This window comes from Shewanella sp. NKUCC05_KAH, from assembly GCF_019345585.1.
Lineage (GTDB): Bacteria > Pseudomonadota > Gammaproteobacteria > Enterobacterales > Shewanellaceae > Shewanella > Shewanella oncorhynchi.
This window is the reverse complement of record NZ_JAHKQZ010000001.1, coordinates 106,980-124,141: the sequence shown is the minus strand read 5'-3', so window position 1 is coordinate 124,141 and position 17,162 is coordinate 106,980. Positions and strand designations below refer to the sequence as shown.

General features: G+C 43.7%; 17 protein-coding genes. 16 read left to right on the top strand and 1 reads right to left on the bottom strand.

Features of this window, described 5'->3' with window-relative positions; all coding sequences use genetic code 11:
* Positions 1 to 200 precede the first annotated feature (200 nt).
* From KO533_RS00605 to KO533_RS00560, 10 genes are read left to right on the top strand one after another with little or no spacing between them, the layout of a single operon-like run.
* The gene (locus tag KO533_RS00605) at positions 201 to 1,343 is read left to right on the top strand and encodes a methyl-accepting chemotaxis protein (protein ID WP_219252397.1); all 1,143 of its coding nucleotides are present in this window, start codon (positions 201 to 203) and stop codon (positions 1,341 to 1,343) included.
* Positions 1,344 to 1,357: 14 nt separating this feature from the next.
* The gene (locus KO533_RS00600; RefSeq protein WP_219252395.1) at positions 1,358 to 1,642 is read left to right on the top strand and encodes an STAS domain-containing protein; all 285 of its coding nucleotides are present in this window, start codon (positions 1,358 to 1,360) and stop codon (positions 1,640 to 1,642) included.
* 8 nt (positions 1,643 to 1,650) lie between these two features.
* Positions 1,651 to 3,384, top strand: coding sequence for a SpoIIE family protein phosphatase (locus KO533_RS00595; protein WP_219252393.1), 1,734 nt, complete (start codon positions 1,651 to 1,653; stop codon positions 3,382 to 3,384).
* 3 nt (positions 3,385 to 3,387) lie between these two features.
* Entirely contained in the window at positions 3,388 to 3,753 is a 366-nt protein-coding gene (locus tag KO533_RS00590; protein ID WP_028759902.1) for a response regulator, read from the top strand.
* Positions 3,754 to 3,770: 17 nt separating this feature from the next.
* Positions 3,771 to 5,927 (top strand): chemotaxis protein CheA, encoded by a 2,157-nt coding sequence (locus KO533_RS00585; RefSeq protein ID WP_219252391.1) that lies wholly within the window; start codon positions 3,771 to 3,773, stop codon positions 5,925 to 5,927.
* A gap of 10 nt (positions 5,928 to 5,937) precedes the next feature.
* Entirely contained in the window at positions 5,938 to 6,450 is a 513-nt protein-coding gene (locus tag KO533_RS00580; protein WP_049821692.1) for a chemotaxis protein CheW, read from the top strand.
* A 5-nt stretch (positions 6,451 to 6,455) separates the two neighbouring features.
* Complete coding sequence (locus tag KO533_RS00575) at positions 6,456 to 8,453, top strand: methyl-accepting chemotaxis protein (protein ID WP_028759905.1); 1,998 nt, start codon at positions 6,456 to 6,458, stop codon at positions 8,451 to 8,453.
* Positions 8,454 to 9,299 carry a CheR family methyltransferase gene (locus KO533_RS00570; protein WP_028759906.1) on the top strand — a complete coding sequence of 282 codons (846 nt, stop codon included), beginning with the start codon at positions 8,454 to 8,456 and terminating at the stop codon, positions 9,297 to 9,299.
* Positions 9,286 to 9,906, top strand: coding sequence for a chemoreceptor glutamine deamidase CheD (cheD, locus tag KO533_RS00565; RefSeq protein WP_105252529.1), 621 nt, complete (start codon positions 9,286 to 9,288; stop codon positions 9,904 to 9,906). Before KO533_RS00570 ends, cheD begins: the two co-directional genes overlap by 14 nt.
* 3 nt (positions 9,907 to 9,909) lie before the next feature.
* Positions 9,910 to 10,959 carry a chemotaxis response regulator protein-glutamate methylesterase gene (locus KO533_RS00560; RefSeq protein WP_219252389.1) on the top strand — a complete coding sequence of 350 codons (1,050 nt, stop codon included), beginning with the start codon at positions 9,910 to 9,912 and terminating at the stop codon, positions 10,957 to 10,959.
* A 108-nt stretch (positions 10,960 to 11,067) separates the two neighbouring features.
* Here the strand turns inward: KO533_RS00560 and KO533_RS00555 are convergent, their stop codons facing one another.
* Entirely contained in the window at positions 11,068 to 12,702 is a 1,635-nt protein-coding gene (locus KO533_RS00555; RefSeq protein WP_028759909.1) for a diguanylate cyclase, read from the bottom strand.
* Positions 12,703 to 13,093: 391 nt separating this feature from the next.
* Between KO533_RS00555 and KO533_RS22820 the strand changes: the two genes are divergently transcribed.
* The 6 genes from KO533_RS22820 (at position 13,094) to KO533_RS00530 (ending at position 17,151) form a co-directional block, all read left to right on the top strand.
* Entirely contained in the window at positions 13,094 to 13,327 is a 234-nt protein-coding gene (locus KO533_RS22820) for a hypothetical protein (RefSeq protein ID WP_263172147.1), read from the top strand.
* Entirely contained in the window at positions 13,216 to 13,773 is a 558-nt protein-coding gene (locus tag KO533_RS00550; protein ID WP_263236197.1) for a class I SAM-dependent methyltransferase, read from the top strand. The genes KO533_RS22820 and KO533_RS00550 overlap by 112 nt, the downstream gene beginning before the upstream one ends.
* Entirely contained in the window at positions 13,763 to 14,824 is a 1,062-nt protein-coding gene (locus KO533_RS00545) for an HNH endonuclease signature motif containing protein (protein WP_219252387.1), read from the top strand. Before KO533_RS00550 ends, KO533_RS00545 begins: the two co-directional genes overlap by 11 nt.
* A gap of 19 nt (positions 14,825 to 14,843) precedes the next feature.
* Entirely contained in the window at positions 14,844 to 16,001 is a 1,158-nt protein-coding gene (locus KO533_RS00540) for a DUF1570 domain-containing protein (protein ID WP_219252385.1), read from the top strand.
* 115 nt (positions 16,002 to 16,116) lie between these two features.
* A complete protein-coding gene (locus KO533_RS00535; protein ID WP_219252384.1) occupies positions 16,117 to 16,545 on the top strand; it encodes a hypothetical protein in 429 nt (142 codons plus the stop codon).
* A 21-nt stretch (positions 16,546 to 16,566) separates the two neighbouring features.
* The gene (locus tag KO533_RS00530) at positions 16,567 to 17,151 is read left to right on the top strand and encodes a hypothetical protein (protein ID WP_219252380.1); all 585 of its coding nucleotides are present in this window, start codon (positions 16,567 to 16,569) and stop codon (positions 17,149 to 17,151) included.
* Positions 17,152 to 17,162 lie beyond the last annotated feature (11 nt).

Sequence of the window (17,162 nt, the reverse complement as noted above, 5' to 3'; positions counted from 1 at the left end):
CATTAAGACAAGTTTATTAGCAAATCATGAATTTACGCCAATTTACTGAGAATTAATGCTCAATGCTGAGGATTTCTATCGCGATAACTGCATTTTCCGCATTGCGACACGTAACAATGTGAATAATTTCACTTTCGTGTTTGAAAATCACCCAATATGAAACTACTTTTTAATCACTGTACAATTATTGTGAAGTCCATATGACATACAAGGATGGGGTCGTTGCGGTGCTCGCGGCAGGCGTTGGATATGCGCTGAGTTTGATGACATTGTGGGCTATTGGTCCGGTTATTTCTGTATTGATGATGTTGCTGTGGCAATTTTATCAGCATAAGCAAATGCAGTCAGTTCAACAGCATGATGATAAGTCCTTCAACAACCAACTTGCCGCAGATTGGCAAGCCCATATCAATCTGTATCAAGAGTCAATCACGACGCTTAACGGCTGCGAGGCTAACATTGACAGTGTGCTAGCGGTGCAAGGTGACGCAGTCAATTTGCTCGGTGAGTCATTCGATGGTTTAGGGCGGTTAATGACGGAGCAGACAGGATTTATTTCAGATCTCGTTAAGAGTACTGATGATGCTGAGTTATTCCATTCAGATCAAATGAAGCAATTTGCCAACAATACCTCAATGACGTTAGAGCGCTTTATTCAATCCACCATAGAAATGTCGGCATCAACTATGGAATTGTTGGAAAAAGTGAATCTCATCTACGAGTCTATGCCTCAAGCGATGAAAGCCTTGCAAGACATAGATCAAATCTCGTCCCAGACTAATTTGCTCGCTTTAAATGCGGCAATTGAAGCGGCGCGGGCGGGTGATGCGGGTAGAGGCTTTGCCGTTGTGGCAGATGAAGTGCGCGCTTTATCCACTCGTAGCGCAGGTTTTAGTGAAAGCATACAAAAACAGCTTAAATCAATCCAAATTCAGATTGAACAATTGACGGTACACGTGAGTAAAGTCGCCGCTCAAGATATGACTTATATTATTGATGCAAAAAAGGATATAGATACTGCATTAAGGCAGATTATCGTTAAAGCAGAGAAGGATTCTCAAGTGATTGAACGTATCGATTCATCGGCACATGAACTAGAACAAGCCATCTCGGATACTATTCGGGGATTGCAGTTCAGTGATATTACTTCCCAAAGCCTGATTTACACAAATCAGTCCCTAAACCATTTAAAAGAATCGCTCAATCGCGTCACCACTATGTCACAACAGGAGTTTGGCATTAAGGGGGATGACATCACAATACAAATGAGTCGCCGACGTCAGGAGACTCATAATCCCGTTTCAAGGGATCAAATTACCTGTGGTGAAATTGAACTCTTTTAATTAGGGATAACATAATGTCAAATATTAAAGTTATTTTATTGCCAGAGCGCTTTGACTTTTATTACCACAAGAAATTCACCAGTGATTATCAAGATATTTTAACGCTTCCAGAGGTTAACCATATTATTTTAGATTTTAGTCGAGTGCTTTACCTCGATAGTTCTGCTTTAGGCATGATGGTACTGCTGCATCGTAAGGCGCAGGAGTTACATATTTCTACGTCTGTAAAAGGTGCACATGGTCAGGCGAATGAAATCCTTAGTATTGCCAATATGCAGAAAATCTACATCATAGAGTAGCACTCATTATGGTATCTCTTACTCAGCCGGAACATTTTATTTTAGTTATCGATGATGACGCTATTGCGAGTCAAAGGATCAGTGACTTTATTCATAGCAAAGGTTACAACGTTATTGTTTGTAGTGATCTAGAAGAAGGTTTATTTGAAATAACGCAAAATACGGTTGATTTAATTCTGATTAACTATTGGTTAAAGGATGGTACCGCACTGGCGTTACTGGATAAGTTGAATAAGGATAAAAAAGAAACACCTGTTATAGTCATGAGCGAGACAAAAGAAAATCAATCCGTGTTAGCCTGTTTTAGAATGGGGGTTTTGGATTTTGTTGTTAAACCGATAAATGTTGAAATATTTTGGTACAAGGTTGAATGTTTACTTACCCGGGTGCAACTTCAGCATAAAGTAGAGCATCAAAGAATTGAACTTGAAAAAATGCTTTATGAAAAGGCCCGAGAAGAACACATGGCCCGGCATTTATTTGAGCACTTAGTCAATATTGATAATACTGACTTTGATTTTGTACATACTTACTGCCAAGCCAGTGCCAATTTTAGCGGTGATATTATCCTCAATGGCATAGCGCCTAATGGCAATTTCTTCTTAATTCTCGCCGATTCAACGGGTCATGGCCTGAGTGCTGCCATGCCCATCATGCGTGTTGCCAGTACATTTAGGGCCATGGTTTCAAAGGGATTTTCTTTAGTTACTTTTATTTATGAACTGAATGCTAAGCTCCACCGAGAAAACCCTGAAGACAGATTTGTTGCCTGTATTATTTTAGAAGCCGATTTTAATCGTAATAAATTACACATTTGGAATGGTGGTATGCCCCCCGTGTATATTCAAACGGGGGGAATTGACTGTTTAACAAACCACAATATTAAAGAAACTGACCATTCTCGTTCAGTCAGTAATCAATCCATCGATAAATTTAAATCGACAAATATGGCCCTTGGTATTTTACCTCCGCATACTTTTATAGCGGATATTGTTACGGTTGATTTACCATCCCATGGGCATGCTTGTCTTTTTAGTGATGGTTTAATAGAGCAATATACCCATGACGGCAATCCATTTGGCATTGATAAATTAAAAGATCTTTTTATTCATTTTTCAGGTGGTTTAATAAAATATTTAGAGAACAATATGCATGAGTACTGTTCTGCTGAAAATATTGCCGATGACATCACTATTTGTACCTTAGATTTCGAACGATTAAACACTTGGCATCAAGATCGTGATGTCAATCGTATTAAAGCCATTATGGATGGTGAGTTCTGCTGGGATGTCAGCATTGCAGGGCCTATGTTACTCAGCGCTGATTATTTAAGTTCATTGAATCAGTTTCTCAGCATATTGGGATTTGCGACTAATTTCTGTCAACGGGTTTTTACTGTTGTCGCAGAGTTATTTAGCAACGCTATTGATCATGGTGTACTAAAATTAGATTCTCGACTAAAAAATGATCCAGAAGGCTTCGAACTGTACCATAGTATTAGGGACAGTTTTGCAGATAGGCTCACGGAAAATGATTGGGTAAAAGTAAGCATCATCTGGCGTTCATCGCAGAATGAATTACATATTAGCGTGGCTGACAGTGGCAAAGGCTTTGAGGGTGATGAAAATTTGATGGCGGACATTCCTCAGTTGTCTGGGCGCGGTCTATCGCTGGTGAAAACATTATCTAAGACATACGAATTAGTACCGCCAGGGAATATAACTAAAGTCATAATGGAATAGCGCATGAGTAAAAGAATATTAATTGTTGATGATTCCGCAGCGATTCGACAAATGGTCGAAGCGACCCTTAAATCGGCTAATTATCAAGTAGTACTGGCCAAAGATGGTCGAGAAGCCCTCGATATCTGTAATGGGCAGAGATTTGACTTCATTCTGACAGACCAAAACATGCCTCGAATGGATGGGCTGACCTTAATTAAATCCTTACGTGCTATGTCGGCATTTATGCGTACGCCGATCATTATGCTCACCACGGAAGCGGGCGATGACATGAAAGCCCAAGGGAAAGCCGCGGGTGCGACGGGATGGATGGTAAAACCCTTTGATCCTCAAAAGTTGTTGGCTATTACGGCTAAAGTGCTGGGTTAACTGCAACGGGGTGCGTTATGTCCATCAATATGGCCGAGTTCCATCAGGTCTTTTTTGAAGAAAGTCATGAACATCTTGAAAATATGGAACAATTGCTATTGGCATTGGACCTTGCTTCTCCCGATCCTGAAGAACTGAACACCATTTTCCGTGCTGCACATTCTATAAAAGGCGGCAGTGGTATTTTTGGTTTTACCGCATTAACCAGTGTCACCCATGTGATGGAAAACCTGCTGGATAAAACGCGTAAGGGTAACTTCCAATTAACGTCATCTATTATCGATTTACTGCTGAGTACTGTGGACACGTTATCCCATATCTTGAGCTTGTACCGCGAAGAAGAGCAGATTGATTGGCAGGAGGTCGAATACAGTAAAAGTCAGTTGGTCGCAGCGTTAAATGGTGAGCCTTTTAGTTCATCAGTTGCGATACGTAATGGTACAGACGCCGCTACTAGCACTCCCATCATAAATGCAGCACCCACCATACCAGTGGAGGCAGAAGATCTGGGTTTTGGATTTTTTGAAGATGAAATGGCACGTGATATTGCCATCGAAGGTGAAGACTTTGGATTTTTTGATGAGCCTTATCAAGCGGAAGACATCAGCGCTGACAGTGTGGCAAATAATAAAGAGCGTACTGCTGAGCTGTGTGATGTGACAATTGACGATGATGAGTTAGGCTTTGGTTTTTTTGAAGCATTAACGCCAGAATCCTTCGCTAATGAAATCGAGTTATTAAGTTCAAAACCGCTAGTGCAGAAGGTTTATAAGCCAGCGACCAGTCGAGCACATCAAGCCAAGGAAACTGGAAGTAGCCAATCCAAAAACACCTTATTTAAAGCCAAAGCGGCTGAGTCCACTGCACCCATTTCAACCGTGCCTACGAGTCCTTCTGTGAAAGCAAGCTCGCCTGCAATACTGAGTTCAAACGCAACATCAAACTCATCTGTTGTCCCAAAGCCCAATACCGCAGAAGTGAAAACAGCGACTAAAAAATTAGCCGCGTCGGCTCAGGATGCCACCTTAAGGGTCGAAACCTCTAAGATAGATACTTTGGTTAATCTCGCGGGCGAGCTGGTGATCACTCAGTCTATGTTGACTCTCATTGGTAACGAGATGACGGGCGATTTAGGTGAGCGACTCAAGACCGCACTCAATGAATTGGAACGTAATACCCGTGAGATGCAAGAGGCAGTGATGTCGGTGCGTATGCTGCCGGTATCCTTTGTGTTTAACCGTTTCAACCGTTTAGTGAGGGACCTTTCTGAGCAACTGGGTAAAAACGTCAATCTCGTGATTGAAGGTGGCAACACAGAAATTGACAAGGGCATGATTGAAAAGCTCGTCGATCCGCTGACCCACTTAGTGCGCAATAGTTTAGATCACGGTATCGAAAAACCTGAAAAACGGCTCGCAGCGGGTAAATCTGAAGTGGGTGTGTTATCCCTTAAAGCCAGTCAAAGGGGCGGCAATATCGTTATCGCTGTGCACGATAACGGCGCAGGCTTAAATCGTGAACGCATTATTCAAAAGGCGCGGGAAAATGGTTTGCAAGTGGCTGATAACAGTAGCGACAAGCAAGTCTGGCAATTGATTTTTGCCGCAGGATTTTCAACTGCGGAGGAAGTCACAGATGTGTCTGGCCGTGGTGTTGGTATGGATGTGGTGCGCCGTAATATTGAAGCCTTAGGCGGACGCATTGATATTGAGTCCACTGAGGGCCAAGGCTCAACCTTTGAAATCCAGTTGCCACTCACGCTCGCCATTGTCGATGGTATGACGGTTTCTGTGGGAAATCAGATCTACATTCTGCCCTTAGTACACATCATAGAATCTATTCAGCCGCAAACGGAACAACTTAAATTTCTCGCCAAAGAAAGACTCTTAAAAGTACGTGAAGAGTACTTACCTCTGCTCAATCTTTATCAGCTGATGGAAATTGAGCCCAATGCCCGCTGCCCAGAAGAGGGCATAGTCGTATTGCTCGAAAGCAACCACAAGCGCTTTGGCCTGTGCGTTGATGCCTTAGTTGGCCAGCAGCAAGTGGTGATTAAAAGTCTTGAAAAACATTATCGCAGGATCCCCGGAGTTTCCGGCGCCACCATCATGGGCGATGGCAGCGTCGCGTTGATCCTCGATGTCGAATCGCTTGCTCTGCACATTAAAAATTAAGGAAATAGCCATGGAGAGTCGATCAACTATGACCGCCAAAGTGGAATACAACGCCCATGATGAGGTGGAGTTTTTAAGCTTTATGTTAGGCGAAGAGCACTATGCCCTCGATATTATGTCCGTCAAAGAAATTCGCGGCTATGAGTCAGTCACTAAAATCGCCAACGCCCCTAGCTTTATAAAAGGCGTGATTAATTTGCGCGGTGACATAGTGCCCATCGTGGATTTGCGTATGAAATTTGCTGTTGGAACCGCCACTTATAACGAGTTCACTATCGTTATTATGCTCAATGTGTTTGAACGTATAGTCGGCATAGTGGTCGATGCCGTCTCCGATGTGATTAAGCTGTCGGCGGAGGAAATCTTACCTGCCCCAGAATTTGGGGTGGCGTTCGATAGCCGCTACCTCAAAGGCTTAGCCACAGTCGAGGATAAGATGATCATTTTAGTAAATATTCAGGCTCTGATCAGCAGTGATGAGCTGGGTCTAATTGATGCAAATAGTCTGACTGATCAGGAGTAACAATAATGAGTATTTTCAATTTTTTTGGCAATGATGAGGCGCGTGAGCAAAGGGATGAAGAGCGTCAGCGCTATTTTCAGCTACTTGATAACAGTGGCAACAGCTTTATGATAGCTGACAGTCAGCGCAATATTATTTATGCGAATAAAGCCGTCGTCCGTTTACTACAAGAGGCAGAGGACGATATTCGTAAAGAGTTACCTCAGTTCTCGGTTGCCAAACTGATCGGCAGTAATATCGACATTTTCCATAAAAATCCTGCACATCAGCGTAATTTATTAGAGCGTCTAACCCAATCCCATACCGCGCAAATCACCATAGGCAAACGTACTTTTAGGTTGATTTTGACGCCGATTATCACGGCTGAAAATAAGCATTTAGGCACAGGTGTTGAGTGGATAGACCGCACCGAAAGTATCGAAGCCGAGCGAGCAACCCTGCGCATCCTCGAAGCGCTCAATAATACCAGTACCAACGTTATGATAGCCGATGCTAACCGTACGATCATTTATATGAATCGCTCGGTCGAAACTATGTTGCGCCATTCTGAAAGTGAGATCAGACAAGCCTTACCGCATTTTTCCGTGGATAAAATCCTCGGCAGCTCTATGGATATCTTCCACCGCAATCCTGCTCACCAAGCAAGTTTACTCGATAAATTAGACCGTAAATATGAATCGCTTATCAAGGTCGCGAGTTGCCATTTTCGCTTAACCGCCAGCCCCATAGTGTCTAAAGGAGGTGAGCGCTTAGGGACTGTGGTTGAGTGGCTCGACCGCACCATTGAAGTCCAAACCGAGCAGGAAATTTCCCGCATAGTCACAGCCGCAGCTGCGGGTGATTTCTCCCAAAGGGCGGAAACAGATGGCAAGCAAGGTTTCTTTTTAATGCTAGCGAACAATTTAAATTCGTTAATTGAAACCTCGGAACGTGGATTGCAAGATGTGGCGCGGGTGCTGATGGCGCTGGCCGACGGAGATCTCACCACTCGCATTTATAACGACTATGAAGGCACCTTTGATGATTTGAAAAATTACTCAAATCAAACGGCTGAAAAGTTATCCTTCATGATCCAAGATATTCAACGAGCCGCGGATACCATCAATACCGCTTCGGCAGAAATAGCTCAAGGCAACGCTGATTTATCCAGCCGCACCGAAGAACAAGCTTCGAGCCTAGAGCAAACCTCGGCCAGCATGGAGGAACTCACAGGTACAGTGAAACTCAATGCGGATAATGCCAGTCAAGCCAATGCCTTAGCCTCTAAAGCGGCTGAAGTCGCTGTGGACGGTGGTGAGCTTATTCAGCAAGTTGTCCAGACCATGGCATCGATTAATGAATCGGCGCGTAAGATTGCCGACATTATTGGTGTTATCGATGGCATTGCTTTCCAGACCAATATCTTAGCGCTCAATGCTGCGGTTGAAGCGGCGCGGGCGGGCGAACAAGGCCGCGGCTTTGCTGTGGTCGCGTCAGAAGTGCGTAGCTTAGCCCAACGTTCGGCCAATGCCGCTAAAGATATCAAGGCACTGATCTCGGATTCTGTGTCTAAAATCGAGAGTGGCAACAGCCTTGTCGGTAAGTCCGGCGATACCATGAAGGAAATCGTCATCGCCATTAAACGGGTGAACGACATCATGGCGGAAATTGCCTCAGCCTCTAATGAGCAGGCCATCGGTATCGATGAGATCAGCAAAGCCGTAGTGCAAATGGATGAAATGACGCAACAAAATGCGGCATTGGTTGAAGAAGCGGCCGCCGCAGCGGAAAGCATGCAATCCCAAGCGCAGCAACTCTCAGACAGTGTCGCCAGTTTTCGCGTGGACGACGAAGATGAAGCCCCAAGACGCAGCAACGCGAGATTAGCGGCGCCCAAAGCGAAGGCGATGAAACCCATCAAACAGCAGCTTCAACCTATGGCAAAATCAAGGGTGACAGAGAAACCTAAAACCAATGCGATGAAGCCCATGAAGCAAGATCAAGATGAATGGGAAGAATTTTAATTGAGTGAAAACAAACCATTGGAACGAGAGTTTGCCTATACCTCGGTGCACTTTAATACCGCGAGGACGACGCTGTACCGCTTAGCGGGGATCAAACTCGCCGATAGCAAGGATGCTATGGTGTATAGCCGTTTAGTGCGGCGGATCAGAACATTGAAATTAGCCGGTTTTTCGGCTTATTTTGAGTATCTGCTAAGCCATGAAAACGAACACCAAGAATTTATCAATGCGTTAACCACTAATCAAACAGCATTTTTTCGGGAGCCGCATCACTTTGAGGTGTTAAAACAGTATTTAATCGATAACCCTGATACTCGCAGGATCTGGTGTGCGGCCAGTAGCACAGGGGAAGAACCTTACTCGATTGCGATTGTCGTCGCTGAACATTTCAACAGTTTTAAAACGCCTATCGAGATCATTGCTTCCGATATCGACAGCGGCGTGCTTAAAAAGGCTGAAATGGGTATTTATCCCTTAGACAGGATCGATACTGTTAGCGATATTCGCAAGAAACGGTTTTTTCACCGTGGAAGGGGTTCACAGTTGGGCAATGTGCGCGTGGTGCCCGAATTAAAGCAGATGCTCAAGTTTACCCGCATCAATTTGCTCGATTCTTTTTGGCCGCTAAAAACGCCAATCGATGTGATTTTTTGCCGTAATGTAATGATTTATTTCGATAAAGAAACGCAGGAAGTCATATTAAAACACATGATGAACTCCCTTAGCGAGGATGGGCTTTATATTGCGGGACATTCGGAAAATTTTAATATGTTCCCGCAAATCATCACTGCCGTTGGTCAAACAACCTATCGGCCAGTGAAGGGGCTCATGAGTGCTAAAACCTAATATCGAATATGCCATTGCAGAGCCGAATCGCTATCACGATCATCATTTTGGTTGCGATGCGGTAAAAATATTACCCGGTGAGTATTTTGCAACCCGTGAAGATACCATGATAGTGACAGTGTTAGGCTCCTGCGTCTCAGTGTGCTTGTATGATCCTAAGCTCAAAATCGGCGGAATGAATCACTTTTTATTGCCAAGTGACAATAGTAATTGTACTGGGGTGCTCGCCGATTCAGCCCGTTACGGTGTGTATGCCATGGAGTTGTTAATCAACGACTTGCTCAAGCTTGGCGCACAGCGCAATTCACTCGAAGCTAAGGTGTTTGGGGGCGGTAATATGTTACGTAGTTTTACTGTGCACAACATTGGTGAGCGTAATGCTGAGTTTGTGATTGAATACCTCAATCTTGAAAATATCCCTATCGTTGCTGCCGATTTACTCGATGTGTATCCGCGCAAAGTGTATTTTTTCCCCCATTCGGGCAAAGTGAAAGTCCGTAAAATTAAATCCATGCATAACAGCACAATTCTTGACAGGGAAAGTGAGTACCGTTTACGGGTTCGTAATTTACCTTCGGGCGGCGACGTTGAACTATTTGGTGATTAAGTTATGACGATCAAAGTGTTAGTTGTTGACGATTCTGCGCTAATGCGCAGCTTGCTCGGTAAAATGATTGAGGCTGACTCTGAACTGTCTCTGGTTGGGCTTGCTGCCGATGCCTACGAGGCCAAAGATCTGGTGAACCAATTTCGCCCCGATGTGATTACCTTAGACATCGAAATGCCCAAAGTAGATGGTTTAACATTTTTGGACCGCTTGATGAAAGCCAGACCCACTGCGGTAGTGATGATTTCATCGTTAACCGAGCAGGGCGCTGATGCGACCTTTAATGCCTTGGCCTTAGGCGCGGTGGATTTTATCCCTAAACCGAAATTAGACTCGCCCCAAGGTATCCATGATTATCAGGATTTGATTTTAGATAAGATCAAATCTGCCGCGAAAGCCAAAATCATCAAGCCGCAGAAATTTGTTGAGCCAGTACGCCCTGTTTCAAGTAAGCGGCCAATATTGGCCAATACAACCCTGACACAGCATTTAGTCGCGATAGGCGCATCTACTGGCGGTACTGAAGCCATTCTTTATGTATTACAACATTTACCCGCGGCTATGCCGCCGATAGTGATCACCCAACATATGCCAGCGGGGTTTACCCGCACTTTTGCGGAACGTTTAAATCGACAGTCACGGATTACTGTCAAAGAAGCCGAGCATGGGGAACGACTCTTACCCAGTTATGCCTATGTTGCACCTGGGGATCATCACCTTGAGATCATCAAAGTGGGTGGTAGTTATAAAGTCAAATTAACCCAAGATGAAAAGGTCAGTGGCCACAGACCTTCGGTCGATGTGATGTTTACGGCCTTGGCCCAATGTGCCGCGCCCAATATCAGCGCGATGATTTTAACCGGTATGGGCAAAGATGGCGCCGAAGGCATGGTGGCGCTACACCAAAAAGGCGTCACTACATTTGCCCAAGATGAACAAAGTTGTGTGGTATTTGGCATGCCACGAGAAGCAATAAAGTGCCGTGCAGTAGATTATGTGGTGGAGTTATCGCAGATGCCGAGCAAGCTCATTAACCATTTAAGCTCACTGTGACCGCCCACGCTGAGTGGGATTAAAAAGTAACGAATAGAGCGTGAGTCTCGCAGGAAGATCATTACGCCGAACTGATTTGTGTGCTGCAGTGGCTCATTCTGTTTAGGGTTAGTCAGTCGTAGAAACCACGAGCTGATTTCTACCTAAACGCTTAGCTTCGTAAAGGTTTTTATCTGCCAGTAACAGGCAATCTTGAAATTCCTCACATTGATCCGAAAAGGCTAAACCGCCGCTGAGCGTCACCTTAAATTCGACGCCATCTTCAACAAATACGATATGGCTAAAGCTTTCACGGATCGCATTCAACTTGGCAATCGCCAGTGGTTTTTGCATATCTGGCAGCACTAACATAAATTCTTCACCACCGTAGCGGCCGGTAAAGTCAGTTTGACGTAAGGATTGTTGTAACAGGTGGGCAAATGCCAACAACACCTTATCACCACCGGAATGACCATAAGTATCGTTGACCTTTTTGAAGTGATCTAAATCGAACATAGCGATACAAACTTGAGAGTTAATCCGTTTCGCTACGTTAAAACAGCGTCTCGCAGCCACCAGAATTTGGGTATGATTTAACAGCCCAGTTAAGCTGTCGCGACTAGCCGAACTGCGAATATCATGACCCCGTTGCGCACGGGAAATCACCTGCGCGACGAATAAACTCGGTGCGGTTTGCTTTGAAATTAAGTCATCTGATCCCGCTTGTATGATGCTGACCTTATTCTGCATCGTATCGTCTGAGCTCAACACGAGAATTGGGCTCGAGGTGTATTTATCCAATTGGCGGATCATCTTTGCCAGCTCAAGCCCGTTCACTTCGGGCATGTACAAATCGAAGATAAACAAATCAGGCTCAAATTGCTCAAGGGCAGGCAAGACTTGCTCGGCACTGGACAACCCTTTTACCATCAAACCATGGCTGCGTAACAGGCTTGAAAAGTAATCCACCATAGATTGTTGATCATCCACCAGTAACACCTTAAGCGGCTGTTTCTCTGACATCTTGAGAGATTGATGGATTTTGCGCACCAATAAAGTGGTTTCCGCAGGTTTAACAAAATATTCGCTGACGTTGGCACGAATGGCCAATAGCCGCATGTCAAAATCCCCCCGCGAGGATAAAACAAATACTCGGGTATTGTTCTTCTCAAACTCAGTGGCAGCTTCGAACAAGGCCTCTTCAGTCCAATCGGGTAGAATTAAATCTAATAAAATCAGATCGAAGGGCGTTTTATTTTGCACCACCAGAAAGCTCGTGAAATTCAAAAAATGCTGCACACTAAAACCGAACTCTCGCAGCTGCTTTGTGATCATAGCGCCGACATTCCCATCGTCTTCTATGATGGCAATATGGTGCTCATGGCGCGCCTTTGACGGTTTATAGGGGCTTTGCTGCATTTGCGCCTCTACTACTGGCGCCGACGGTTGGCCGCGCATATTGTTTTGTAACAACTGGTGGAAGAGGGTATCTAAGCCTTTGATCGTAGGAAGTTCGGGGGCTGGCGCATTGAGCAGCCCCTTAAGCAGCAACTCCAGTTTATCGACTATGTGTTTGGTATCTGATAACCCAAAGGTCTCGCTCGACCCTTTTAAGTTATGCACCTCTCGGTACACGGCAGACAGCATGTGTGCGTCCCAATTTTTACGCAATGAAATCCACAAGGTAATGATTTGTTTCTTTTTATCCGGCAGTGCATGTAAAAACTGTCGTTTAAGTTGCTCTAACGAATCTTCAAAACTCATAGGCAATAGATATCCTAAATAATTGAGCCCTAGGTCTTAATCTCTATGTAGACGCTACGCCAAGACGTTAAAACCCGTTCACTCCAACACTGAAATGGAAACTGCTCTGGAGAAGCATGTAACAGATTTAATCAATTGCACTTATCTTTACACTAACTCATAGAGTGTAAACCACTGCGACAAAAACGACGGGGAAATGCTGAGATTGCATAGGTATTGATAAGAATTTTGGGTCGAATAGCCGAAATCAGCACAGTGATCGCGAACAACATAATGCTAAATATTTTATGCAAAACAGCATGATAATGATGACATATATTTTTTATCAAATACGACTGTGATAAGTTAGCGTCTGTAAAAACAATCACTTGTTGCAAAAGGATCGTTGTCAGTGAGCACAGTGTTTTATAATGACCACGCCGAAATACTCGCGGCACAGTATTTGTCTAAAACCTTTGAAGAAGTGCATTCGAGTTGGTTGCATCATCTTTTGCCTCTACTTACCAAAAATACATTGTCGATATTGGATGTGGGAGCAGGTTCTGGGCGGGATGTGCATTATTTAGCCGAAAAACAGAGGGCAAAGAGACACAAATTATTGCAGTCGAACCTGCGGTTGTTTTAGCGAAAATGGGGCAGGTGTTAACTCGGGATCTACCCGTGCGTTGGATTGAGGATGGTTTACCTCAGTTGCAAAAAGTGGTTGGCCTAGCGCAACAGTTTGATCTGATTTTACTCAGCGCTGTGTGGATGCATTTATCTCCCTCAGAGCGCCCACTTGCACTAGCAACACTCTCACGCTTACTCAATTCGACTGGACTTTTAGTCATCAGTTTGCGCCATGGCCCAAGCCCCGATGCGCGCGTTATGCACCCAGTCAGTGCCGATGAACTGCTCACACTTGCTGCAGATTGTCAGCTACGACTTTTAGATTTGAGCCAAGATGAAACCGATAAACTCGGTCGCTCACAAGTGCATTGGCAGACGTTAGTTTTTACACCCAAACTGATGCCAAACGTAAATGCACCTGAAGCAAGCGTTATTATTCAGGAGCGACTGAATGCCGATTGATGCGAGAAGACAAGTTGAATTTATTAGCTATTTACAACGTCTGTTAGTTGAAGGGGATTTCGTTGCAACTTACAAATTTGCCTTACTGCATGCGATCGCCGATATCTGTATCGAACGGCCATTAATACTCAATGCCGATCCTGCGCTGAAAACCGCCATCAGTATTGATGATTTGGTAGAGAAGTTTATTGAACTTTACTGGCAACACTCTTTGCCTTTTGGTGCCAATGATGGGTATTTTGTCTTGATCCAAAATAGTGGAAAGCAATCAGCCTTGATCAACAGTTTGATTGAACTACGCCATCAAGGTGTTAACAGTCTATCCCAGTTAAAAGCGCATCTTAGTTATCCAGCTTTATTGCGTAAAACGCGCGGTACGTTTAAAGATGGCCCCTTATGGCGCTTACAAAACTTGTCACGTAATGAAGAATGTTTTCTTTATCCCCATGATAAAACGAAAAATTACATCGAGTTGAATCCGGGTATCGCATTTTGCTTCAGGCGATTTCACGATTTAGTGGTGTCATTGGCTCGTACTCAATGGGTACAAAAAATCGCCGAGTTTCCAGCAAATCAAGTGATTATAGGCAGTAAAGGCAATTTAAGTGAGTTTCTGTTTGGTAGCGACAGACAGACGATCACCCATGCTAGACCTGTACTGCTTGATATCCAAAAAGGCCAATGCTTCTATTGCCAAAAATCATTAAAAGAAACAGGCGAAGTGGATCATTTTATCCCTTGGGCACGATATCCTAATGATTTAGGCCATAATTTTGTCCTCGCACATAGCAGTTGTAATAATCAAAAACGCGATCATCTTGCCGTTCAGCACCATAAAGATAACTGGTATGAGCAAAATATTATCCAGCATGGCCAAACGTTACACTCTGAACTCAGTCGATATTTCGTCTGTGAGAGTGATCGCTCTGAAGCCATTACGACTTGGGCTTATCAGCTTGCAGGACAAAATCGCTCGCCTCTCTGGCTCGATAAAAAGACCTTTGTGCCTTTTAATGCATTAGACAATGACCTGTCAAATACTGCAATTTAGAGATTGAGGAAAACGGGCGATGGATAGCCGATTCAAGCGTAGTTTTTTGATGTTGTTCATCATGGCGATTTTAGCGCTACTGATTGATCATTATCATGGTCGTTGGTTTCGTGTTGAGTTTTCCCAAGTATTTGCAGAGCTAGCTCAGCCGTTACAGCAAGTTTGTATAAAACAGAATTGGCAATGGTGTTCAGCGAGCTCTATGCCATTAATGACTCGTGTTAATGATCTGCCTAATATTAATCAGCAAGTAGATGAATATCATGGTGAAGATCAGTACCTAGGTTGTGATTTGTTGACAGTGCAAGAAGGACGCATTGCACAACAAAAAGTGGGGGGTGTTTATACTTGGGTTGATGAGAATGGCATAACTCATTTTTCTGATGTAAATAATGCATCAGCTGAGAGTAAGTTAACTCAATATACTGAACCGAAATACAATTTCAAATTGCACATTGATTCCTTAGTCAGTACTCCTCCGCCATTTTTTAGGGACCGACTGACCAGCACTATCAATCAAATTGATCAAATTTATCGTCAATATCTACCCAAGCGCCCCCTACAGCCCATTAAGGTTAACTTGATGCTTGCAGGTAGTTTAACTGCGTACAATAAACTTAAAAGACAGTACGCATCCACGGTAGGTGCAAGCCAAGGATTCTATTCAAGTCAGCATAATTTGGCCGCAGTTTGGCACAGAGAAGATGCTCAAGCGTTTCGTACTGCAATTCACGAAAGCGTTCATGTCATTAATGCGGGTCAATTTGGTCATACTCCGCGCTGGTTTAATGAAGGCATGGCGGAATATTTTGAATCGCCCGCTTTTCTAGAAACGATTGATACAAATAATCGCTATGATGCCATCATTCAAAACAATACCAGCCGAAGTCGCGCATATCGTGTCGTCGACGAATCTATTCCTTTATCAATGGGATTGAGTGAACTATTAACGGCTTCAGACCATGATTGGCAGGGGCAAAAACAAGCTGCGTTATACCAGCATGCTCACAGTTTTATGGCTTTCCTCTTTAGCACTCGCCAAGGTCGAGTGACCTTAAAGCAGCTTTTGCTGCAATTGAGTGAGCAACGCTGCCAAGCTAAAGTAATCGATGAACTATTTACACGTTATCCTGATGGTATCAAACAACTGGATCATGATTGGAAAACGTGGCGTTGATTCAGTTTAAAAATCTTAATTATCTATTTTTAAAGGAAAGGTATGACAGAGTTACTAAAAGGGATTATTTCAATTTCACTTTTATTGATAATACATGTCTAGTTTTGGAGGTTCGATGATGAAATCGATTTTCTTACTGCCCATATCTGTGCTTGTGCTGATAGGTTGTACAACGCCTAAATCGCCGAGCGAAGTCTATGACGAGTACAATGCTAAGGTACAGCAGGGGATGAGTTATCAAGAGGACAAGGCTTACTATACCCAACGTAAGCAAGCGGATGTTGAGTCTAAGTTCCCACAGTATATGCAGCAGATGAAGCTGTCCCGCGATGAAGTGATCGCATCTTATCTTTCATTTTCAAAAGCGGCTGCCAAGTGCAAAGCACTCACCTTAGTGTCGCAGGTGATAGAAGGGGATACGGCCGTTCTTGAATATGCACAAAAAGATCTCTGTGGTAATGCATCGGAGGCGAATGAAAAACAAAGAATTAGCATGATAAATGAAGGTGGTTGGAAAATTGATGAGCTCCAAATTAGTCTCTAAATCATTTGGAATATCGTATCAATGACAGGATTTTATGAGTTTTTTAGCCTGCCAAACGGAGTCGAGGTTACTTGCCCCCATTGTGCTGGCAGCGCCACTTTTACCTTTGCCCATGTTTTTCGTTTAGAGAAAAAAGATGTGCATTTATTTGAGGGTAGGCAGTTTGAGATCAAGCAGTTTAATCAAAGATTTGCTCAGAAATGGACAGGTGTGCTGTTTTTCCCTCCGCTATTGGATGCATCTTGGCGGGAAAAATTGCCAGAAAAATACCAAGGTACTTCGACTTGGGAACATAGGGCAAACAGTGCTTTTACAGATGGTACAGATCTTGGTCTTATTTGTTGTTATCAGTGTATGGCAAAACAGAAACATCTACTTGAATGGCCCAATGACGCATTTTATTCCCTTGAGTTTAAAGGTCATTCACTTTGGGCATTTAATAAACAGATGATGCTTCAGATCCGTGATTATATTCAGGCCAAAGATCGCAATGCGGTATTCGAGTCTGAGCCGATAGTCATTCGACATTTGCCGACAATTTTTAAACTGGCTAAAAATCGTGAGATATTGGTTAAAAAAATTAATAAGCTAATTTATAGCCCATAGTTTCTACATAC